Origin of the sequence: Streptomyces sp. NBC_00252 (genome assembly GCF_036187565.1) — a bacterium.
Classification (GTDB): domain Bacteria; phylum Actinomycetota; class Actinomycetes; order Streptomycetales; family Streptomycetaceae; genus Streptomyces.
In genome coordinates, this window is record NZ_CP108087.1 from 7,438,150 (window position 1) to 7,459,714 (window position 21,565).

17 protein-coding genes and 1 tRNA gene are annotated in these 21,565 nt (G+C 70.0%); 6 read left to right on the plus strand and 12 right to left on the minus strand.

Translation table 11 applies throughout. The annotated features are described in order from the left end of the window. Positions 1–120: 120 nt before the first annotated feature. Positions 121–744: an NADPH-dependent F420 reductase gene (locus tag OHT77_RS32990; RefSeq protein WP_328832072.1), complete on the minus strand. Its 624-nt coding sequence runs from the start codon at positions 742–744 to the stop codon at positions 121–123. 36 nt (positions 745–780) lie between these two features. Next, entirely contained in the window at positions 781–1,515 is a 735-nt protein-coding gene (locus OHT77_RS32995; protein ID WP_328832073.1) for an SDR family NAD(P)-dependent oxidoreductase, read from the minus strand. A gap of 143 nt (positions 1,516–1,658) precedes the next feature. Between OHT77_RS32995 and OHT77_RS33000 the strand changes: the two genes are divergently transcribed. Then, positions 1,659–2,231: a TetR/AcrR family transcriptional regulator gene (locus tag OHT77_RS33000; RefSeq protein ID WP_328832074.1), complete on the plus strand. Its 573-nt coding sequence runs from the start codon at positions 1,659–1,661 to the stop codon at positions 2,229–2,231. A gap of 97 nt (positions 2,232–2,328) precedes the next feature. On the opposite strand, the gene OHT77_RS33005 is transcribed toward OHT77_RS33000, so the two are convergent. Then, a tRNA-Leu gene (locus OHT77_RS33005) sits at positions 2,329–2,401 on the minus strand. A gap of 103 nt (positions 2,402–2,504) precedes the next feature. Here OHT77_RS33005 and OHT77_RS33010 point away from each other — a divergent pair. After that, entirely contained in the window at positions 2,505–3,161 is a 657-nt protein-coding gene (locus tag OHT77_RS33010; protein ID WP_266767657.1) for an ANTAR domain-containing response regulator, read from the plus strand. A gap of 90 nt (positions 3,162–3,251) precedes the next feature. Here the strand turns inward: OHT77_RS33010 and OHT77_RS33015 are convergent, their stop codons facing one another. The 8 genes from OHT77_RS33015 to OHT77_RS33050 all read right to left on the minus strand — a co-directional run bounded on the left by OHT77_RS33015 (position 3,252) and on the right by OHT77_RS33050 (position 13,103). Beyond that, positions 3,252–3,968: an ABC transporter ATP-binding protein gene (locus tag OHT77_RS33015; protein ID WP_328832075.1), complete on the minus strand. Its 717-nt coding sequence runs from the start codon at positions 3,966–3,968 to the stop codon at positions 3,252–3,254. Continuing rightward, complete coding sequence (locus OHT77_RS33020) at positions 3,965–4,855, minus strand: ABC transporter ATP-binding protein (RefSeq protein ID WP_328832076.1); 891 nt, start codon at positions 4,853–4,855, stop codon at positions 3,965–3,967. Before OHT77_RS33020 ends, OHT77_RS33015 begins: the two co-directional genes overlap by 4 nt. A 6-nt stretch (positions 4,856–4,861) precedes the next feature. Further along, positions 4,862–6,670 (minus strand): branched-chain amino acid ABC transporter permease, encoded by a 1,809-nt coding sequence (locus tag OHT77_RS33025; RefSeq protein WP_328832078.1) that lies wholly within the window; start codon positions 6,668–6,670, stop codon positions 4,862–4,864. Positions 6,671–6,674: 4 nt separating this feature from the next. After that, a complete protein-coding gene (locus OHT77_RS33030; protein ID WP_328832079.1) occupies positions 6,675–7,604 on the minus strand; it encodes a branched-chain amino acid ABC transporter permease in 930 nt (309 codons plus the stop codon). Between the two features lie 153 nt (positions 7,605–7,757). Continuing rightward, positions 7,758–8,975 (minus strand): branched-chain amino acid ABC transporter substrate-binding protein, encoded by a 1,218-nt coding sequence (locus OHT77_RS33035; protein ID WP_328832080.1) that lies wholly within the window; start codon positions 8,973–8,975, stop codon positions 7,758–7,760. A 224-nt stretch (positions 8,976–9,199) separates the two neighbouring features. Continuing rightward, positions 9,200–9,871, minus strand: a complete 672-nt coding sequence (locus OHT77_RS33040; RefSeq protein WP_328832081.1) for a hypothetical protein — start codon at positions 9,869–9,871, stop codon at positions 9,200–9,202. Positions 9,872–10,276: 405 nt separating this feature from the next. Next, positions 10,277–10,765 (minus strand): PaaI family thioesterase, encoded by a 489-nt coding sequence (locus tag OHT77_RS33045; RefSeq protein WP_266767650.1) that lies wholly within the window; start codon positions 10,763–10,765, stop codon positions 10,277–10,279. A gap of 58 nt (positions 10,766–10,823) precedes the next feature. Further along, entirely contained in the window at positions 10,824–13,103 is a 2,280-nt protein-coding gene (locus OHT77_RS33050; protein ID WP_328832083.1) for an FdhF/YdeP family oxidoreductase, read from the minus strand. 201 nt (positions 13,104–13,304) lie between these two features. Here OHT77_RS33050 and polA point away from each other — a divergent pair, with 201 nt between their 5' ends. From polA to OHT77_RS33065, 3 genes are all read left to right on the plus strand, one after another. Further along, on the plus strand, positions 13,305–16,031 hold the full coding sequence (gene polA, locus OHT77_RS33055) for a DNA polymerase I (protein WP_328832084.1): 2,727 nt from the start codon (positions 13,305–13,307) through the stop codon (positions 16,029–16,031). A 360-nt stretch (positions 16,032–16,391) separates the two neighbouring features. Then, positions 16,392–17,291, plus strand: a complete 900-nt coding sequence (locus OHT77_RS33060; RefSeq protein ID WP_328832086.1) for a Vgb family protein — start codon at positions 16,392–16,394, stop codon at positions 17,289–17,291. 493 nt (positions 17,292–17,784) lie between these two features. Continuing rightward, a complete protein-coding gene (locus OHT77_RS33065; RefSeq protein WP_266767646.1) occupies positions 17,785–18,174 on the plus strand; it encodes a hypothetical protein in 390 nt (129 codons plus the stop codon). Positions 18,175–18,543: 369 nt separating this feature from the next. Here OHT77_RS33065 and OHT77_RS33070 read toward each other — a convergent pair whose 3' ends face one another. Beyond that, complete coding sequence (locus OHT77_RS33070; protein WP_328832087.1) at positions 18,544–19,407, minus strand: DUF4184 family protein; 864 nt, start codon at positions 19,405–19,407, stop codon at positions 18,544–18,546. Positions 19,408–19,669: 262 nt separating this feature from the next. Here OHT77_RS33070 and OHT77_RS33075 point away from each other — a divergent pair, with 262 nt between their 5' ends. Continuing rightward, positions 19,670–21,427: a lytic transglycosylase domain-containing protein gene (locus OHT77_RS33075; protein ID WP_328832089.1), complete on the plus strand. Its 1,758-nt coding sequence runs from the start codon at positions 19,670–19,672 to the stop codon at positions 21,425–21,427. The last annotated feature ends 138 nt before the right edge of the window (positions 21,428–21,565 follow it).

Genomic DNA, 21,565 nt, shown 5'->3' on the forward strand with positions numbered 1-21,565 from the left:
TTGATACGGCGGAGGCCGATCCTCCGAGCGCTTTCGCCTACTGCTTCACCTACTGCCTCGCCTTCGCGACGGGCTGGGAATCGCACCCCCCATGCACCGCCGATAAATGCCCTTCGGGCTTCAGGCGGGCAGTTCGGTGATGCCGAGGGCGAAGTCGAGGTTGCCCACCCCGTTGTTGGCGAGGCCCACCGTGACCACGCCCGCGCCTTCCAGCCAGTGCGCCATTTTCAGGCCGCCGACGTCCAGCGGGCGCAGCCCCAGGCTCTCGACGAACGTCCCCACACTCGCCTTGGCCTGCGCGCTGTCGCCGGCGATGAAGACGTCGGGCCGCCCCTTCTCCAGGACATGACGGAAGACGGTGTTGAACGCCTTCACCACACTGGCGTCGGCCGGGGCCACCTTGGCGACCTCCTGCGCGACGGAGGTCTCCTCGCGGTGGGCCAGCCCGTCGAACGTGGAGTTGAAGGGGTTGCTGATGTCGACGACGACCTTGCCCGCGAGAGCGTCCCCGTACTGGGCGACGACCGGCACGACACCGTCGTACAACAGGGCCACGATGACGATGTCCCCGGCCGGGGCGGTGCCCCACTCTCCCGTCGTCGCGCCGTCGCCGAGAGTCTTGGCCAGGTCGGCGGCCTTGGACTGGTCGCGGCCCATGACCTCGACCGTGTTGCCGCCCGCCAGCGCCCGTGCGCCGATGGTGCGGGCCATGTTGCCGGTGCCGATGATGCTGATGCTGCTCATGAGATGTCCCGCCTTTGGTTGGGTGTGGCGTCCGGTTCAGATGGCGGTGGTGCCGCCGTCGGCGACGAGCTCCATGCCGTTGACGTAGCTGGATTCGTCGGACGCGAGGAAGAGGGCCGCGCCGGCGATCTCGTCGGGGCTGCCCATCCGGCCCCGGGGGATGAGGGACTCGAACTGGCGCTTGGTGGCCTCGTCGAAGAGTTCCGCCTGCTTGGCGGTGGCGACCTGGCCGGGGGTCAGGACGTTGACGCGGATACGGCGGTCCTTGAGCTCGTTGAGCCAGACGCGGGCCCAGGCCTGCTGGACGGCCTTGCTGCCGGCGTAGACGCTCCAGCCGGGGAAGGCGCCGAGGGAGGCGTTCGAGCCGGTCATCAGGATGGAGCCGCCGTCGTTGAGGAGCGGCAGGGCCTTCTGGACGGTGAACAGGGTGCCGCGCGCGTTGAGCCCGAACCAGGTGTCGAACTGCTCCTCGGTGATCTCGCCGAGCGGTGCGGGCGCGCCCCCGCCGGCGCTGGCCCACAGCACGTCGAGGCTCCCCTTCTCGCGCTTGACGGTGTCGAACAGGCGGTCCAGGTCGCCCAGATCGGCGGCGTCGCCCTGGACGCCGGTGACGTTGCGGCCGATCTCCTTCACTGCCTCGTCCAGGGCGTCCTGGCGGCGGCCGGTGATGAAGACGTACGCGCCCTCGTCGACGAACCGCTTCGCGCCGGCCAGCGCCATTCCGGTGGTGCCGCCGGTGATGACCGCGACCTTGCCGTCGAGCTTTCCCATGGTCGTTCCCTTGCCTCGGTGGTGCCGTACGCACCTGCGACGACGGCATTAAGTACACCGTCCTGTGTACGTACCGTACGAGGCGGGCGGCTGGGGCGCAACTATGTACACCGGTCGTTACCCGATTCGGGTACGATGGCCCCATGACGGAGTTGGAGAAGGGCCCCACGGGCAGTCGCCGCGGCCGGGGTGCCCGCGAGCGCATCCTCGGCGCGTCCCAGCGGCTCTTCCGCGAACAGGGCATCAACCGCACCGGCATGGACCAGCTCTGCGCGGCGGCCGAGGTGTCCAAGCGCACGGCCTACCAGCACTTCGGCGGCAAGGACGAACTCGTCGCGGAGTACCTGCGCCGGTTCGACCCCTCCGTGCTGTCCGGCGTGTTCGACCGCCCCGACCTCACGCCCCGCGAACGGCTCCTGGCCGCCTTCGACATCGCCCCCGGCACCCCGCTGTGCCCGTACATCGCCGCCGCCGTGGAGCTCCACGACCCCGAGCACCCCGCGTCGCGGTACGCGCGCGACTACAAGAAGGCGGTCGCCGTGCGGCTCGCCGACACCGCCCGCGAAGCCGGCGCCGACGACCCCGAACAGCTCGGCGAGCAGCTCGCGTTGCTCCTCGACGGCGCCGCGGCCCGCACCCGCGTCCTCAACGCCGACGCGTTCCCCACCGCCGCCGCCATCGCCGCCGTCCTCATCGACAACGCCATCCCGGGCTGAGGTCCGCGGGAGTGATCTCGATGACAGACAGCAAAAAGCGGAGGCCCACGCGAACGTGGACCTCCGCTAAATAACTGCCTTCAATGTGAAGGAAAAGTACCCCGAGTCGGATTCGAACCGACGCTGGATGGGTTTTGAATCCATTGCCTCTACCGCTGGGCTACCGGGGCCCCTTTGAAACCAAGGTCAGCGGTGTCCCGCTGTGCCCCTACCTTATCGCAGCTAGGTAGGCTCTTGTCAGCACTACCCCCGTGCCCTGAACGAGGAGCCCCCGTGACCGCCCCCGAGTCGCCCCAGCCCGTAGACGCGCCCGACGACGACAAGTCGCACGTGCCTCCGCTGACGACCCGTGTCGTCATCGCCGAGGACGAGGCCCTGATTCGGCTCGACCTCAAAGAGATGCTCGAAGAAGAGGGGTACACCGTCGTCGGCGAGGCCGGTGACGGTGAGCAGGCCGTCGAACTGGCCCGTGAGCACAAGCCCGACCTCGTGATCCTCGACGTGAAGATGCCCAAGCTGGACGGCATCTCCGCCGCCGAGAAGATCGCCGCCGAGTCCATCGCGCCCGTGCTGATGCTCACCGCCTTCTCGCAGCGCGACCTCGTCGAGCGGGCCCGGGACGCCGGTGCGATGGCGTACCTCGTGAAGCCGTTCAGCAAGAGCGACGTCGTCCCGGCGATCGAGATGGCCGTCTCACGGTTCACGGAGCTGAAGCAGCTGGAGCAGGAGGTCGCCGACCTCACGCTGCGCCTGGAGACCCGCAAGCTGGTCGACCGGGCGAAGTCCATCCTCCAGACCGAGTACGGCCTGACCGAGCCGGCCGCGTTCCGGTGGATCCAGAAGACGTCGATGGACCGTCGGATGTCGATGCAGCAGGTCGCCGAGGCGGTCATCCAGGACGCCGACGAGAAGAAGTCCGCGAAGGGCTGACCCGGAGAACGGTACCTACGACGAGGCCCGCGCCCCCGGAACCGGGGGCGCGGGCCTCGTCGTAGGAAAGCGGCTGACGGCGACGACTTCTCAGTCCTCGCCGAGGTACGCCTTTCGGACCGACTCGTCGTGCAGGAGGTCCTCGCCGGTGCCGGAGAGGACGATGTTGCCGACCTCCATGACGTGGCCCTGGTCGGCGAGCGAGAGCGCTGCCTGGGCGTTCTGCTCGACCAGGAGGATCGTCGTGCCCGACGCCTTGAGCTCCACGATCGTCGCCATGATCTTCTGCATCATGATCGGCGAGAGACCCATGGACGGCTCGTCCAGCATCAGGAGCTTCGGCTGGGACATCAGGGCGCGGCCCATCGCCAGCATCTGCTGCTCACCGCCCGAGAGGGTTCCCGCAGCCTGCTTCTGGCGCTCTCCCAGGATCGGGAAGAGGTCGTAGGCACGCTGGATGTCCTTCTCGATGCCTTCCCTGTCCTTGCGGAGGAAGGCGCCGAGCTGGAGGTTCTCCGCGATGGTGAGGCGGGGGAAGATGTGCCGGCCTTCGGGGGAGTGGGCCAGACCGAGGGCGACGATCTTGTGGGCGGGGACGCTGTTCAGCGGCTTGCCGTCGAACGTGATCTTGCCGCCCGAGGGCTGCAGCAGCCCCGAGAGGGTGCGCAGGGTCGTGGTCTTGCCGGCGCCGTTGGTGCCGATGAGGGTGACGACCTGGCCGGCCTCGACGCTGAAGGAGATGCCCTTGACGGCTTCGATCTTGCCGTAGGAGACCCTGAGGTCCTCGACCTCGAGCAGTGCGGTCACTGGGCTTCTCCCTTGGTGCTGGTGGTGCTCTCCGCTTCCGTGGTCCCGGCTTCGGTGGTCCCGGCTTCGGTGGGTCCCGCGGCCGGTGCCGTCTCGTCGGCGGGGCCCTCGTCGGGGCCGCCCTCGAAGGGTTCGCCGAGGTAGGCGGCGACGACGCGCTCGTCGGCCTGGACGACGTCGGAGGTGCCCTCGACGAGTTTCTCGCCCTGGACGAGGACGGCGACGCGGTCGCAGAGGTTGAAGATGAAGCGCATGTCGTGCTCGATGACGAGGACGGCGATGCCCTTGTCACGGATGGCGAAGACCAACTCCTCGGTGGCGCGCGTCTCCTGGGGGTTCATGCCGGCCGTCGGCTCGTCCAGGAGGAGGAGGCCGGGCTCGGACGCCAGCGCCCGCGCGATCTCCAGCTTGCGCTGCTCGCCGTAGGGAAGGTTGCGGGCCAGGTGGTCGCGCTTGTGGGCGAGACCGATGAACTCCAGGAGTTCCATGGCCCGTTCTTCGCTGGCCTTCTCCGCCTTCTTGAAGCCGGGGCCGCGCAGGAGGGCCGACCAGAGGCCTTCCTTGGTGCGGGTGTGGCGGCCCACGAGCACGTTCTCCAGGACCGTCATGTTGGCGAACAGACGGATGTTCTGGAAGGTGCGGGCGATACCGGCCTTGGTCACCAGGTGGGGCTTGGGCGGAAGGACCGTGCCCTTGTAGGAGACGGTGCCCTCGGTGGGGACGTAGAGGCCGGTCAGGCAGTTGAAGAAGGTGGTCTTGCCGGCGCCGTTGGGACCGATGAGGCCCACGATCTCGCCGGAGTTGACGGTGAAGTCGACGGAACGGACGGCGGTGAGGCCGCCGAAGCGCATGGTGACGTCACGGGCTTCGAGTACAGGTGTCGTCATGGCTCTCTACGCCCCTGCCTTGGTGATGGCCGGTTCGTCGGTCAGGGTCGTGGTCTCCGGTACGTCGAGCTGGCCGGTCTCGTGGAACTCCAGCTGGCGTCGGCGGTTGGGGATGATGCCCTCGGGGCGGAAGCGCATCAGGAGGATGAGCGCGATACCGAAGGCGAGGAGCGACTTGTCCTGGAGGGCGACGAGCTTCTCCGGGAGCAGGTAGAGCAGGGCGGCGCCGAGGAACGGTCCGGAGACGGTGCCCATGCCGCCGAGGACGACGGCGGCCAGGAGGAACGCGGAGTTGGGCGGGGCCGCTCCGGCGAACTGGTACGGGTTCGGCACCACGCTGTAGGTGACGTGGGCGCTGACCGTGCCCGCGAGACCGGCGAGGGTGGCGCCGAGGGCGAACGCGATGAGCTTCACGCGGAAGCCGTTGATGCCCATGGCGGTGGCGGCGGTCTCGTCCTCGCGGATGGCGATCCAGGAACGGCCGATGCGGGAGTCCGAGGCGCGGCGGTAGACCGTGACCACGAGCGCCATGATCAGGACCATCAGCAGGTAGTAGTTGGCGAAACGGCCGATGGTGAAGCCGCCGATGTCGTGACTGTCCCCGAAGTTGAAGCCGAAGAACGACAGGTCGGGGATGGACGGGATGCCGTTCGGGCCGTTGGTGATGTCCGGGCCCGAGACGCCGTCCATGTTGTTCACGGCGATACGGAAGATCTCTCCGAAGCCGAGCGTCACGATGGCGAGGTAGTCGCCGCGCAGGCGCAGGGTGGGGGCGCCGATGAGGACGCCGAAGACCAGCGACGCGGCGGCACCGGTGAGGGCGGCGGCCCAGAAGGGGAACTGGACGCCGGAGAACTTGGAGAACTCGGAGCCGGAGACCAGGGCGGCCGTGTAGGCGCCGACGCCGAGGAAGGCGACGTAGCCGAGGTCGAGGAGTCCGGCGAGGCCGACGACGATGTTGAGGCCGAGGGCGACGGTGCCGAAGATCAGGATGTTCACGCCGAGGTTGGCGTAGTGGTCGTTGGTCTGCGTGAACGGGAAGCCGATCGCGGCGACGAAGCCCATGGCGAGGGCGAAGCTGCGGTTGTTGGCCGTGAGGTGGCTGAACCGGTCGAAGAGACCGGCGGTGTGCAGGGCCCACGCGGTGAACACGACGACGATGAGGAAGCCGACGAAGAGCTCGTCCTCGGCGTCGATGCCGTACGCGAAGACGGTGAGGCCGAGGGCGGCGACGATCGTGATGACGAGTCGCTGGATCCAGGGGGCGGTGTCCTGCGGTGCCGGGATCCGCTCGGCCTTGGCGATGGACGCCTTGAGGGCTTCCTTGGTGGTGTCGGTGGCGTCCTGCGGGAGGGCGAGGGCGCCGATCACCGGGAGCAGGGAGGCCACGGCGGCGATGTAGGTGCCGGGCTCCCAGTTGACGATGCCACCGAGTTCGGCCGCGATCGCGATGACCGTGTACCAGGTGACCGCGAAGGCGCCGAAGGCGGTGAGGACCAGGGGCGCGTTGTTGCGGGCGGGCAGGAGCCAGCCGAGTCCTCGGACGCCGTAGGTGGCGAGGGCGAACACCACGGTGATGAGGCCGGCGACGAGGGTCAGGATCTGCAGGCCGCCGGGGTAGCCGTTGACCGTGAGGTCACCGGGGAAGTCGGAGGTCCAGGTCCAGCGCAGGAACGTGGACGCGGCGGTGAGGATGCCGCCGCCGAGCAGCAGGGCGCGGGCCGCGGCGAGGGGCAGCGGGATGATGCCGCGCTGTGCCGCGGGCGCGGTGGCCGGCGTCTCGGGGGTCTGGGGGGTCTCGGTCGTCTCGGTCATGTGATCACGCCCTGTCCGCGACGCGTTCGCCGAGCAGACCCTGTGGCCTGAACAGCAGTACGAGGATGAGGAGACAGAAGGCCCAGACGTTGGCCCAGCTGGAGCCGCCGAGCTGCTGCATGCCGGGGATGTGGCTGATGTAGGCGGACGCGAGGGTCTCGGCGACGCCGAGGACGACTCCGCCGAGCATGGCGCCGTAGATGTTGCCGATGCCGCCCATGACGGCCGCGGTGAAGGCCTTGAGGCCCATCAGGAAGCCCATGCGGTAGTCGATGTTGCCGTACTTCAGGCCGTAGGAGACGGCGGCGACCGCGGCGAAGAAACCGCCGATCGCGAAGGCTATGACGATGATGCGGTTGGTGTCGATGCCCATGAGCTGGGCGGTGTCCGGGTCCTGCGCGGTGGCCTGCATGGCGCGGCCGGTGCGGCTCTTGCGGACGAACCAGGCGAGGCCGGACATGCAGATGACGGCGGCGAGGACCAGGAAGATGTCGGCGTCGGAGATGGTGACCGAGCCGATGTCGTGGTTGGCGTCGAGGCTGGGGAAGGAGCGGGCCTTGTCGGCGCCCGGGTAGAAGTTCCGGACGAGCTCCTGCAGGGACAGGGAGAGGCCGATGGCGGTGATGAGGGGCGCCAGTCGTGGTGCTTGCCGCAGGGGGCGGTAGGCGAATCGTTCTGCCCCCACCGCCACGAGGACGGAGACGATTCCGCCGCCGATCAGCATGAGTGGTACGGCGACCACCATCGAGGTGCCGTCGGGCAGGATGTAGGCGTAGACCGTGAGGGCGCCGAAGGCCCCGGTCATGAAGATCTCGCCGTGCGCGAAGTTGATGAGCTGGACGATGCCGTACACCATCGTGTAGCCGATGGCGATCAGCCCGTACATCGAGCCTAGAAGCAGCCCGTTGGCCAGCTGCTGCGGCAGGGTGTTCACCGCATGGCCTCCATGTCGCTGGTGGTCGTGTGCACAGATCGCGTGCCTGGGGGTGGGGGTGTGACAACGGGCCGCGCGGTCGGGATCCTCCTTCCGCGCGGCCCGTGGTGCGGTGGTGCGGTGCTGCTGTGATGCGTGGCGCTGTGCCGTGGATCAGCTGCCGTTGAAGGTGCCGGTCTTGACGGCCTTCCAGGCGCCGTTGGTGACCTGGTACACGGTGAGCTGCTTGTTCTCGGTGTCGCCGTACTGGTCGAAGGAGACCTTGCCGGAGATGCCCTCGAAGTCGGACTTCTGGACGGCGTCGACGACCTTGGAGCGGAGGTCGGTGCTGGCGGGCAGCTTGTCGCCGTTGCCGTCCTTGACCGCCTTCACGGCCTTGATGATGGCGCTGGCGGCGTCGTAGGCGTAGGCGCCGTAGGCGCCGTAGTCACCCTTGTAGCCCTTGGCCTTGTAGGTCGCGATGAACTGCTTCGCGGCCGGCAGGGTGTCCGCGGGGACACCGACGGAGGTGGCGAGGTCACCCTCGGCGGCCTTGCCGGCGGTCTGGATGTAGGTGGTGGCGAACATGCCGTCACCGCCGAACAGCGGGATCTTGACCCCGGCGCCCTTGAGCTGCTTGGTGATCTTCTCCGACTCGTCGTACTGGCCGCCGTAGTAGAGCAGGTCGGCGCCGGAGTTCTTGATCTTCGTGACGAGCGAACTGAAGTCCGTGTCACCGGTGTTGACGTGGTCGGTGCCCGCGATGGAGCCGCCGAGCTTCTTGAAGGAGCTGTTGAAGATCCCGGCGAGACCGGCGCCGTAGGTCTGCTTGTCGTCGACGACGAAGGCCTTCTTCTTCTTGAGGCCGTTGTACGCGTAGTCGGCGGCGAAGGCACCCTGGAGGGCGTCCGTGGTGGCCGTACGGAAGTACGTCTTGTACGGACGCGTCTTGGTGGTCTGCCAGTCCTTGCCCTGGGTCAGCTGCGGGTTGGTGTTGGACGGCGAGATCTCGACCATGTTGGCCGAGGCGAACACCTGCTGCATCGACTGGGCGACGCCGGAGTTCAGCGGGCCGACGGCGCCGACGACGTCGCTCTGGCCGGTGAAGGCGGTGGCGTTGGACTGCCCGGTGGCGGGCTGGGCCTTGTCGTCCAGGGCCTTGACCTTGAACTTGACGCCGGGGACCCAGTTGTTCTTGTTGGCGTCGTCGACGGCGATCTGGACGCCGTACTGGATGCCGAGGCCGGTGGTGGAGTTCTCACCGGACAGCGGGGCGTCGACACCGATGGTCAGGGTGGTCGAGCCGCTGTCGCTCTTGCTGCCGCTGTCCCGGGAGCCGCACGCGGTGAGGGTCAGAGCTCCAGTCGTGAGAACGGAGGTAAGTATCACCAAGGAACGCTGTCGCACAATCAGTCCTTTCCGCAGGCACAGTCGCTCCTGTCGGAGCGGCGAGGTGCTGCGCTGGTACCCAACTCCCGATGGAGCGGTGACTGGCCGTGACTCTAAGCCCGGTCTGTAGGCAGGGGCATCGTCGTGAGCTGGCTTGTGACTTTCTTGTTATGACGTGCCGGTTGTCGGGCTTCGTGGAGGGTGGGTCTCGGCCGGTTTGGCGGAATTCACCCGCGGTCCACATTTTGAGAACCTGCACTTCCGCTTGGCCGTGGGCCTGGCCTGGCGTTTGTCGTGCCGCAGGCCCTGTGCAGAAGCTCGGAAAGGTCGTTGGAGTAGGCGCTGCCGAAGATGAAACTGTGGTGTTGTATTGCGCGCGTGTTACGCAGCGTTACGTCCAGAAAGGCGAGGTCCGCATTCAGGGGCAGTCCCGAACAGTCGGAAACGGAAATCTCCACCGTGACACGGTGGGTCGATCCGGCGTGGACGGTGAAGTCCGGTTCCGGTACGGCCTCGGCGCTGAGTCCGTCGAAGGCGGCGCCGATGACGCGGACCGCGACGGAGGGCCCGCTGTCCACGGTGACCGCGAAGCGGAAGAAGCCGGTCGTGGTGGGGGTGTCGGTGGTCTGGGCGAGGCCGACGTAGCGCCACGCGGTGACGTTCGCGGGCCACGGCACGGGCGGGGTGGGGTCGCTCCGCCGGTCGTCGTGCACCGGTGGGAGGAGCACGGCTCCGACGGCGGCGGCGCCGGCCGCGATCACCGCGAGTGCCGTGCGGCGCGTGCGCTGGGGGAGGGTGTGCCAACGGTCCGTGAGGCGGGGCGAGTCGCCCCCGATGACCTCGTAACTCCCGTCCACGTCAGTGGAGTCGACGGATTCGACGGGCCCGATACCGCTCATGCCGTTCCTGCCGTCAGCCTCATGGGGAAACGGTAGGGGAGCGGGCGGGGGTGGGGAAGACGCGGGGTGTTTTGGGGGGAGTTGGGGGGTTGGGGGGTGTGGTGACCGAGGGGTGGGGTGGTCTGGTGGGGCAACAAGGTGTGTGGGGTGGGGGGTTGGGGGTGGGTGGGGGTTATGCGGCTGGGGGTGCGGGTCGTGGGTGAGCTGCGGGTTGGTGGGGGCTGGTCGCGCAGTTCCCCGCGCCCCTGGGTGGGGTTGGGGGGCCTGTGTTCAGTGGTGGGCGGTGTCCGCTCGCCGGACTGCCTTGTTGCGGGCCGGAGTTGACGGCTTCCGCGCCGGCCGTCCCCGGCTGCCGCGTCGCCGGAGTGTGGGGCGCGTGCGGCCGGGGAGCGGGGGCTGTGGGGGTCAGCTCGTCGGGGTTGCCGGGATTCCGTCGCCCGGCTTGACGTCGCGGAGGAGGCAGGTCAGGCGGGCCGTGCAGACGCGGCGGTCGGTGTCGTCGGTGATGACGATCTCGTACGTCGCCGTCGAGCGGCCGCGGTGCACGGGGGTGGCCACGCCGGTGACCAGGCCGGAGCGGGCGCCGCGGTGGTGGGTGCAGTTGAGGTCGACGCCCACGGCGATCTTCGTGCTGCCGCCGTGCAGCATGGAGCCCAGCGAGCCGAGGGTCTCGGCCAGCACCGCGGACGCGCCCCCGTGCAGCAGCCCGTACGGCTGGGTGTTGCCCTCCACCGGCATCGTGCCGACGACGCGCTCCGCGGACGCCTCGACGATCTCCACGCCCATCCGCGTGCCGAGGTGGCCGGCCGAGAACAGGGCGACCAGGTCGATCCCGAGGGCCGAGTACTCGTCGATGACGTCCTGCGGGAACTTCCCTTGCTGCTGCTCGCCCATGGGGCCGGCTCCGTTCGTCGTGCGCCTGACGTGGTGGACCTGACGGCTGAGCGAACGCTCAGTCGGTGGTCGATTGTTCCAGACGTACGACGACGGACTTGCTGGCCGGGGTGTTGCTGGTGTCCGCGGTGGCGTCCAGGGGGACCAGGACGTTGGTCTCGGGGTAGTACGCGGCGGCGCAGCCCCGCGCGGTCGGATAGTGCACGACCCGGAAACCGGGCGCCCGCCGCTCCACCCCGTCCTTCCACTCACCGACCAGGTCGACGTACGACCCGTCGGCGATGCCCAGCCGGGCGGCGTCGTCGGGGTGGACCATGACGACCCGGCGGCCGTTCTTGATGCCCCGGTAGCGGTCGTCGAGGCCGTAGATCGTGGTGTTGTACTGGTCGTGCGAGCGCAGGGTCTGCAACAGCAGGCGCCCTTCGGGGAGTTCGGGGTATTCCACGGGAGCTGCGGTGAAGTTCGCCTTGCCGGTGGCGGTCGGGAAGCGGCGTTCGTCCCGCGGTGCGTGCGGGAGGGCGAAGCCGCCAGGGTGAGCCACGCGCGCGTTGAAGTCCTCGAAGCCGGGGATCACGCGCGCGATGCGGTCGCGGACCGTGCCGTAGTCCTTCTCGAACTCCTCCCAGGGCGTGCGGGATTCGACGCCGAGGACGCGGCGGGCGAGGCGGCACACGATGGCCGGCTCGGACAGCAGGTGGGCGCTGGCGGGCTCCAGGCGGCCGCGTGAGGCGTGCACCATGCCCATGGAGTCCTCCACGGTCACGAACTGCTCGCCGCCGCCCTGGAGATCGCGCTCGGTGCGCCCCAGGCAGGGCAGGATCAGGGCACGCGCGCCCGTGACGACGTGCGAGCGGTTCAGCTTCGTCGACACGTGCACGGTGAGGGCGGCGCGCCGCATGGCCGCCTCGGTGACCTCGGTGTCGGGGGAGGCGGACACGAAGTTGCCGCCCATCGCGAAGAAGACCTTCGCGTCCCCGTCGCGCAGGGCGCGGATCGCGGCGACGACGTCGTAGCCGTGCTCGCGCGGCGGGGCGAAGCCGAACTCCTTCTCCAGGGCGTCCAGGAAGGCGGGTGCGGGGCGCTCGAAGATGCCCATGGTGCGGTCGCCCTGCACGTTGCTGTGGCCGCGCACCGGGCACACGCCCGCGCCGGGGCGGCCGATGTTGCCGCGCAGCAGAAGGAAGTTGACGACCTCGCGGATGGTCGGCACGGCGTGCTTGTGCTGGGTGAGGCCCATCGCCCAGCACACGATGGTGCGCTCGGAGGCGAGGACCATCTCCAGGGCCTTCTCGATCTCCGGGCGGGTCAGCCCGGTGGCGAGGAGCGTCTCGTCCCAGTCGGCCTCCCGCGCGGCGGCGGCGAACTCCTCGTAGCCGTGGGTGTGTTCGTCGACGAAGGCCTGGTCGACCGCGCCCTCCGTCTCCAGGATGAGCTTGTTCAGGAGGCGGAAGAGGGCCTGGTCGCCGCCGATGCGGATCTGCAGGAACAGGTCGGTGAGGGCGGCGCCCTTGAGCATGCCCTGGGGGGTCTGCGGGTTCTTGAACTTCTCCAGGCCCGCCTCGGGCAGCGGGTTCACACTGATGATCTTCGCGCCGTTGGCCTTGGCCTTCTCCAGGGCGGAGAGCATGCGCGGGTGGTTGGTCCCCGGGTTCTGCCCGGCGACGACGATCAGGTCGGCCTGGTAGAGGTCCTCCAACAGGACGCTGCCCTTGCCGATGCCGATCGTCTCGTTCAGCGCCGAACCGCTCGACTCGTGGCACATGTTGGAGCAGTCCGGCAGGTTGTTGGTGCCCAGCTCCCGCGCGAACAACTGGTACAGGAACGCCGCCTCGTTGCTGGTGCGGCCCGACGTGTAGAAGAGCGCCTCGTCCGGGGAGCCGAGGGCGGCGATCTCCTCGGCGACGATGTCGAAGGCACGCTCCCAGGAGACCGGTTCGTAGTGCTCGGCTCCTTCGGGGAGATACATGGGGTGCGTGAGACGGCCCTGCTGGCCCAGCCAGTAGCCGCTGCGGGTCGCGAGGTCTGCCACCGGGTGGGCGGCGAAGAACTCGGGGGTGACCCGGCGCAGGGTGGCCTCCTCGGCGACCGCCTTCGCGCCGTTCTCACAGAACTCCGCCGCGTGCCGGTGGTCCGGCTCGGGCCAGGCGCAGCCCGGGCAGTCGAAGCCGTTCTTCTGATTGACCCGCAGCAGCGTCAACGCGGTGCGCTTCACACCCATCTGCTGCTGGGCGATGCGCAGCGTGTGCCCGATCGCCGGAAGCCCGGCCGCGGCGTGCTTGGGCTCGGCGACCTGCGGCGCGTCCTGAACCGGATCGCCCTTGGGCGGCTTCGTGGCCATCGCGGGCCCCCTCCTTCGCTGGCACCTGTGCACTACACACACGATCCTCGCACGCGGCACCGACAACGTCCGTGGCGCGTGCGCCCTCCCGCTCCCGCCCCCGTCCCGGGACGTTCTCGTACCTCCCCCGAACTGTTCCGGTCCCTGCGCCGCGGTGGCCGTGCGTCCCGACTGTCAGTGGGGCGTGGCAGGATCGGGGGCGTGGCAGAGACAGCATCGAAGAAGACCGACAAGACCTCCGGCGGAGACCGTCCACGGCTGATGCTGATGGACGGGCACTCGCTCGCCTACCGCGCGTTCTTCGCGCTGCCCGCGGAGAACTTCACGACCGCGACGGGCCAGCCGACGAACGCGATCTACGGCTTCGCGTCGATGCTGGCCAACACCCTGCGTGACGAGGCGCCCACGCACTTCGCGGTGGCCTTCGACGTGTCCCGCAAGACCTGGCGCTCCGAGGAGTTCACGGAGTACAAGGCGAACCGCTCCAAGACCCCGGACGAGTTCAAGGGCCAGGTCGAGCTGATCGGCGAGCTGCTCGACGCGATGCACGTCTCCCGCTTCGCGGTGGACGGCTTCGAGGCCGACGACGTCATCGCCACGCTCGCCACCCAGGCCGAGGCCGAGGGGTTCGACGTGCTGATCGTCACCGGCGACCGCGACTCCTTCCAGCTCGTGTCCGAGCACACCACCGTGCTCTACCCGACGAAGGGCGTCTCCGAGCTGACCCGGTTCACTCCGGAGAAGGTCGTCGAGAAGTACGGGTTGACGCCCGCCCAGTACCCCGACTTCGCGGCCCTGCGCGGCGACCCGTCCGACAACCTCCCCGGCATCCCCGGAGTCGGCGAGAAGACCGCCGCGAAGTGGATCAACCAGTTCGGTTCGTTCGCCGAGCTGGTCGACCGCGCCGACGAGGTCAAGGGCAAGGCCGGGCAGAACCTCCGCGACCACCTGGACGCCGTCAAGCTCAACCGCCGGCTCACCGAGATGGTCAAGGACGTCGAGCTGCCCAAGACGGTCGTCGACCTGGAGCGCGCTCCGTACGACCGCACGGGCGTCGCGATGGTGCTCGACACCCTGGAGATCCGCAACCCGTCGCTGCGCGAGCGCCTGCTCGCCGTCGACCCGGGCGCCGAGGAGGCCGAGCCGACCCCGCCCGCCGAGAGCGGTGTGGCCGTCGACGGCTCGGTCCTGGGCACCGGCGAACTGACCGGCTGGCTCGCCGACTACGGCACCGAGACGCTCGGCGTCGCCACCGTCGACACCTGGGCGCTCGGCACCGGCTCGGTGACCGAGGTGGCGCTCGCCACCGCCGGGGGAGCGGCCGCCTGGTTCGACCCGTCGGAGCTGGACGAGAGCGACGAGAACGCGTTCGCGGCCTGGCTGTCCGACGCCGACCGCCCCAAGGTGTTCCACAACGCCAAGGGCGCGATGCGGGTCTTCGCCGACCACGGCTGGACCATCGCCGGCATCACCATGGACACCGCGCTCGCCGCCTACCTGGTCAAGCCCGGCCGCCGCTCCTTCGACCTGGACGCGCTGTCCCTGGAGTACCTCGGCCGCGAACTGGCCCCCGCCGCCGCGGCCGACGGCCAGCTCGCCTTCGGCACGGACGACGGCGCCGAGGCGGACGCCCTGATGGTCCAGGCCCGCGCGATCCTCGACCTGGGGGTGGCCTTCGGGGAGCGCCTCCAGGAAGTCGGCGCGGCGGATCTGCTCCGCGACATGGAGCTGCCCACCTCGATCCTGCTGGCCCGTCTGGAGCGCTCCGGCATCGCCGCCGACAAGGCGCACCTGGAGGCCATGGAGCAGATGTTCGCCGGAGCCGTGCAGCAGGCGGTGAAGGAGGCGCACGCGGCGGCGGGGCACGAGTTCAACCTCGGCTCGCCCAAGCAGCTCCAGGAAGTCCTCTTCGGTGAACTGGGCCTGCCGAAGACCAAGAAGACGAAGACCGGCTACACCACGGACGCCGACGCCCTGGCCTGGCTGGCCAACCAGACCGAGAACGAACTGCCGGTCATCATGCTCCGCCACCGCGAACAGGCGAAGCTGCGCGTCACCGTAGAGGGCCTGATCAAGACGATCGCGACGGACGGCCGCATCCACACGACCTTCAACCAGACGGTCGCGGCGACGGGCCGCCTGTCGTCGACGGACCCGAACCTGCAGAACATCCCGGTCCGCACGGACGAGGGCCGGGCGATCCGCCGGGGCTTCGTGGTGGGCGAGGGCTACGAGTCCCTGATGACCGCGGACTACAGCCAGATCGAACTCCGCGTGATGGCCCATCTCTCCGAGGACGAGGGCCTGTTGGAGGCATTCACCTCCGGCGAGGACCTGCACACCACGGTCGCCTCCCAGGTGTTCTCGGTCGACGGTTCCGCGGTCGACGCGGAGATGCGCCGCAAGATCAAGGCGATGTCGTACGGCCTCGCCTACGGCCTCTCCGCCTTCGGTCTCTCCCAGCAGCTGAACATCGACGCGGGCGAGGCGCGGGTCCTGATGGACACGTACTTCGAGCGCTTCGGCGGCGTACGGGACTATCTGCGCCGCGCGGTCGACGAGGCCAGGGCGACGGGCTACACGGCGACCCTCTTCGGCCGCCGCCGCTACCTCCCCGACCTCAACAGCGACAACCGCCAGCGCCGCGAGGCCGCCGAGCGCATGGCGTTGAACGCGCCGATCCAGGGCACCGCCGCGGACATCGTCAAGATGGCCATGCTCAAGGTCGACACCGCCCTCCGCGAGGCCGACCTCAAGTCCCGCATGCTCCTCCAGGTCCACGACGAAATCGTCCTGGAGATCGCCCCCGGAGAGCGCGAGACCACGGAGAAGCTGGTCCGCCAGGCGATGGCCGGCGCGGTCCAGCTCCGGGCGCCGCTGGACGTCTCGGTGGGCGTGGGCGCGGACTGGGAGTCGGCCGCGCACTAGCCTCCGGCGGTTGGGCGGAGGGGAGTTGGCGGGGGGGGCGTTGTCGGGACGGGCCGGGGCGATTCGGCTGGGGTGGGGTGGCTGAGGTGTACGGCAGGTGGGCTCGGGTGACTGGGCCTGCCTTCGGCCGTCGGCGAGGTCTCGGGGGGTCTCCCTGGTCGGGCTTGCGTGCCTGTCCGGGGTACGTCCTTGGCCGCTGTGCTCCACGAACGCCGTGGGCAGCCTTACCGGTCGGGGTGGATCCTGCGCAGCCATCCGCGGAGTTGTCGTACGCGGATTAACCGGAGGCGGTCACGGAGCGCTCTGGATAGCATCCGCAAGCGCTGAACTCCCCCCGCCCACTGACGAAGGAGCCGTCCCATGCCGCCCCGTCCGACCCCGCCGATTGCGGAATTCCGCGTGTCCGGCAGCGACGCCGGCCCCTACGGAATCACCTGCGGCCCCGACGGCGCGCTGTGGTTCACCATGGTCCACGACGGACGGATCGGTCGGCTCACCCCGGACGGCGACGTCACCTCCTACCAGGTCGACCCCGCCTCCAGCGGACCGTCGATCATCACAACAGGGCCCGACGACGCCCTCTGGTTCACGGAATTCCGCAGCCACCGGATCGGCCGCATCACCACGACCGGAAACATCACCTCGTTCCCGCTGCCGACGCCGGACGCCGGGCCGTTCGGCATCGCCGCCGGTCCCGACGGAGCGCTGTGGTTCACCGAGGCGAACTCCGACAGCATCGGGCGTATCACCACCGAGGGGGACGTCACGGAGTTCCCGCTCCCGCTCTCGGGCGCCTTCCCGTCAGCCATCGCCGCCGGCCCTGACGACCGGCTGTGGTTCACGATGAACCAGGCGAACGCGATCGGGGCCATCGCGCGGGACGGCCACGTCACCGTCCATCCGCTTCCCTCACCCGACAGCGCCCCGGTCGGTATCACCGCCGGCGCCGACGGAGCCCTGTGGTTCGTCGAGATCGGCGGTGGCCGGATCGGCCGGATCACGCCGGACGGAAAGATCGACGAGTTCGCCCTGCCCGACCGCGCGTCACGCCCCCACGCCATCACCGCCGACGACGACGGAAACTGCTGGTTCACCGAGTGGGGAGCCAACCGCGTCGGCCGCATCACCTCCGACGGCCGGATCGACGAACACGACCTCCCCACCCCGTCCTCCGAGCCCCACGGCATCACCCTGGGACCGGACGGGGCGATCTGGACGGCCCTGGAGATCGGAACGCTCGCCCGAATCACACCGAGCTGAGCCCCGGACCTGGACCCGGTCTTGGTCTCGGCTCGGGCAGGGCAGGGCAGGCCAGGAGCGGCCTGCCTGCGTGTTCATCTGCCTAGAGTGTCGTGCCCGCGCTCGCTGGTCCGGGCCGTCCGCGCGGATCGGCACCCCCGTCGCACACTCGGGATGCCGCGTTCGCTCTCGCTGGTCCGAGTGGTCTGCAGGGGGCCGCCCTCGTGCCCCGCACCCGGGATGCCGCCTTCGCTGTCCGCGCCGCCCGCAGGGATCGGCGCTCGTGTCCCACACCCGGGATATCGCGATCACCCCTCCCCTCACGTCCAAGCCGCCCGCAGGGAACGGCAGCCCGCCCCGTCCCCGGCGATCCCGAACCCCCGGTCCACCCGCACCCGCCGCCCGCAGGCCCCCCAGCCCTCACCCCGCCCAGCCCCCACCCCCCGGAGGGCCCGTCACCCGCGTGGCCCCCGCGAAGGCGCCCCCCGCCCCCGGCGACCGTAAGGATGCGGGCATGGGTATACGCACGCTCCACCGCCGGACGGCCCAGGCGCAGGCAGCGGACGCCGCTGCGGCGCAGGGCGCGCCCCGCCCGCCGGTCCCGGCCCTCTCGGTCGGCGCAAGCACCGCCCGCATCCCCGCCGACCTGGCCATGGCCGTCCAGCACACGGCCGCAGGCCTCCGGCGCCGGCTCACGTTCCGGGACGACACGGCCGTAGACCCCCGAGAACAAGCCAGACATCCGCAGGGACCCGCCATCACCCCCACCGGCACCCCGGTCTGGCGACTCTGGGCCGACCTGGGCCGCAGCTACCTGGACCTCGTCCTCACCCGGCTCCCAAGGTCACGCTCCGCGCACACCATGACGGTGTTCATCGCGACCCCACCGGACAGCTCCGCGTAACCGCGTTCACCGGAAGCCAGCCCGCCCCCACGGCATGACCACGCTCACCGGAGGCCAGCCCGCCCCCACGGCATGACCGCGCCCCCCGCGAGCCAGCTAGCCCGCCTGCCCACGCCCAGCGGCAGTCAGCCCGGCGGCACCGAACGACCGCGCAAGCCAGCCCGCTCCACCCCGCCCCGCCCCCACGGCATGACCACGCCCAGCGCGAGTCGGCTCACCCGCACCGCACACCCGCCCTCATCATGAACCGCCCCGCCCCCTCCGCACGCCCACGCCCAACGCAAGCCGACCAGCCCCCTCACCGCCCGCGCTCACCGCCTTCGACGCCCCCGAGCCTTCACCGCGCCCCCGACCCCCGCCCCCGCACCTTCACCGCGCCCCCCGCCCCCGCCCCGACGCCGCGCCCACCTCCTCCGACCCGCCAGCCACCCCCGCCCCCACCGGCCGCCACACCCGAACCCCGACCGCATACAGCAACACCCCCAGCACCAACCCCGCCCCCGCCCCAAAACACACCGTCGGGATCAGGTCCCAGGGCGTCGCCGTGGACCCCCAGTACGCCCACCAGGTCGACGCGCGTTCCGTCGCTGCGGTCAGGGCGCAGGCGGTGAGGAAGAGGCCGGCTGTCCAGCGGTCGCGTGCCGACAGCAGGGGCACGCCCACGGGTTCCGCGGCCGGTACCCGTCGTAGCGCACGGACCACGAACGCCGTGATCAGCAGCGCGCCGATCGCCGAAGTGCCGTACTGCAGGAACGAGTAGAGAGGTCTGCCCGCCCATTCCCGGTCCAGGGTGGGGAACAGCCGTACGCCCCAGCGGTCGTGGTGGGTGAACGCGTCCCAGACGACGTGGGTCAGGGCGCCGAGGACCGCGGAGACGTACCACCGCACCGCCAGCGACGGGGTCGCACGCGCGCGTGGCGTGCCGCAGCGCACCAGGGTGGCCGGCCGGGGCTGGCGGGTGCGGGGGAGCAGGGCCACCAGGGGTTCGCGCAGGAGGAGCCAGAGGGCGACCGTCGTCCAGGTGATGGCGACGTCGACCGTGAAGACGCCGGGGAAGGAGTGCGTCACCTCCCCGAACTCCATCGCCCCCGGTACCGCGCTCGCCGCGTAGTACGTCATGTCCGGGGCGAAGGAACCCGCCACCAGCACCGCCGGTACGAGACGGCCGCGCCCCCTTCCGTCACCGCGCACGGCGGGCAGTACGGCGGCGGCATGACTCAATGTGAACGGCAACAGGGCTCCCCGTAGGAGACATCGGCATATGGCCAAGCGGTGAATAACGGTCACCAACGGGTGCCCGTGCAAAGCAAGTTGTCGTAGGGTCGCCTGGGCCGCCGCGCGGGGTGGTGCGGGCGGACGGAAGGACCGGAACAGAAGTACACACCATCCGAAAAGCACCACGAGGGCAACCCGCGAGGCGGGTCGACCGTCACAACAGGCGCAGAGGCAACAGACAAGGACGGGCGCTCGGGCGTCCCTGGGAGGGGTTCACTCCATGACGGCGCATTTCGGCAGGCGGCTGCGTAAGGGTGCGGCGACGACAGCGGTGGCCGCGGCGGCGGTCGCGGCACTGTCCGCGTCCCAGGCTCCGGCGGTGACCGGCGGCCACAGAACGCTCGCCACCGACCAGGCGACGCCCGACGGGACCACCGACCACAGCGCCACCGGAGACTCCCCGTACTACACGGACCTCCCGCCCCTGAGCAGCCCCCTCCCGAGCCCGAGCGCCAGCCAGCCGCCGTCCATAGGGACCCCGGTCTCGGTGGGCGAGGCCGAGGCCGGCATCCCGGCGACCATCCTCGAGGCCTACAAGAAGGCCGAGACCGAACTCGCCTCCTCCAAGCCCGGCTGCAACCTGCCCTGGCAACTCCTCGCCGCCATCGGCAAGGTGGAGTCCGGCCAGGCCCGCGGCGGTCAGGTCGACGCGAACGGCACCACGACCTCCAAGATCCTCGGCCCCGCCCTCGACGGCAACGGCTTCGCGCTCATCAAGGACACCGACCACGGTCTGTACGACGGCAACAGCACGTACGACCAGGCCGTCGGGCCCATGCAGTTCATCCCGTCCACCTGGGCATGGGCGGGACGCGACGGCAACGGCGACGGGGTCAAGGACCCGAACAACATCTACGACGCCGCCCTCGCCGCCGGCCACTACCTGTGCCGCAACGACTGGAACCTGTCGACCGACGCGGGCATGCGCAGCGCGATCCTCAGCTACAACAACTCGACGGACTACCTGAACACGGTCCTGTCGTGGCTGGAGTACTACCGCAAGGGCACCCACTCGGTCCCGGACGGCACGGGCAGCCTGCCTTCGGGCCGCAGCGACGACAACACCCCGTCCATTCCCACGACTCCGCCCTCGTCGTCGACCCCCTCCACGCCGGGCACCCCGTCGACCCCGTCCAAGCCGGGCACCCCGACGACCCCGTCCAAGCCGGGCACCCCGACGCCTCCTTCCACGCCGGGCACCCCGACGCAGACTCCGACCCCCACCGACACGGTGGCCAAGCTCGCGGACGCGGGTACGGCGAAGCTCACGGCGGTCGCGGGCGAGCAGTTCGGCAAGAAGATCAGCACCAAGGCCGTGACCTCGGCGGGCAAGACCGTCGCCAAGGTCAGGATCCGGTTCACGATCGTCGGGACCACGGACGCCACGTTCACCGGCGGCGAGAAGGTCGCCTCGGTCACCACCAATGCCTCCGGCGTGGCCGTGGCCCCGGCTCTCCAAGCCGGCGAGACGACCGGTGACTTCACCGTCCGCGCGACCGTCGTCGGCCGTACGATCGCCGGTCTCGACTACGCGGCCAGCGTCACGCCCCGCGTCGCCGACACCCTCGTCCGCACCAGCACCACCGCGCTGACCTGCACGGCGGGCGGCGAGTTCGCCGACCAGGTCGAGGTGAAGGCCACGGAGAACGGCGCGGTCGCCGACAAGGTCGCCGCCACCGCAACCCTCATCAAGGCCGCCGACGACGCCACCGAGAACGACAAGGGCCCCTACTTCAAGGACGCGGACGGCAAGACCGTGCGCACCCTCACGGGCCTGGCCACGGACGCCGACGGCCTCCTGAAGCTGCCGAAGCTGTACGCGGACGACACCACCGGCACCTTCCTGCTCCGCGTCACCACCACGGGCGGCGCGACCCTCACGGTCGAACTGACCGTGACGGCTGCCGACACCGCCCCGGCCAGCCCGAGCCCCAGCCCGAGCGCCGACGCCAGCACGTCCGCCTCACCGAGCGCGTAGCCCGGCCGTACGACCGCAGGACACGAACGCAGGACACGAACGCAGGACACAGGGGCGCCCCTCCGCCACGGCGGACGGGGCGCCCTCGTCGTGTCCGTGCCTCGGGTGTGTGCAACGTGTTCTCATCTCGCGCCCGCG

Bases quoted from the DNA above. Each gene is read 5' to 3' on its own strand.
- OHT77_RS33050 (WP_328832083.1), bottom strand. From the start codon at position 13,103: ATGGCCACGAAGCCGCCCAAGGGCGATCCGGTTCAGGACGCGCCGCAG.
- OHT77_RS33045 (WP_266767650.1), bottom strand. From the start codon at position 10,765: ATGGGCGAGCAGCAGCAAGGGAAGTTCCCGCAGGACGTCATCGACGAG.
- OHT77_RS33020 (WP_328832076.1), bottom strand. From the start codon at position 4,855: ATGACGACACCTGTACTCGAAGCCCGTGACGTCACCATGCGCTTCGGC.
- OHT77_RS33025 (WP_328832078.1), bottom strand. From the start codon at position 6,670: ATGACCGAGACGACCGAGACCCCCCAGACCCCCGAGACGCCGGCCACC.
- OHT77_RS32990 (WP_328832072.1), bottom strand. From the start codon at position 744: ATGAGCAGCATCAGCATCATCGGCACCGGCAACATGGCCCGCACCATC.
- OHT77_RS33000 (WP_328832074.1), top strand. From the start codon at position 1,659: ATGACGGAGTTGGAGAAGGGCCCCACGGGCAGTCGCCGCGGCCGGGGT.
- OHT77_RS32995 (WP_328832073.1), bottom strand. From the start codon at position 1,515: ATGGGAAAGCTCGACGGCAAGGTCGCGGTCATCACCGGCGGCACCACC.
- OHT77_RS33060 (WP_328832086.1), top strand. From the start codon at position 16,392: ATGCCGCCCCGTCCGACCCCGCCGATTGCGGAATTCCGCGTGTCCGGC.
- OHT77_RS33075 (WP_328832089.1), top strand. From the start codon at position 19,670: ATGACGGCGCATTTCGGCAGGCGGCTGCGTAAGGGTGCGGCGACGACA.
- OHT77_RS33065 (WP_266767646.1), top strand. From the start codon at position 17,785: ATGGGTATACGCACGCTCCACCGCCGGACGGCCCAGGCGCAGGCAGCG.
- OHT77_RS33040 (WP_328832081.1), bottom strand. From the start codon at position 9,871: ATGAGCGGTATCGGGCCCGTCGAATCCGTCGACTCCACTGACGTGGAC.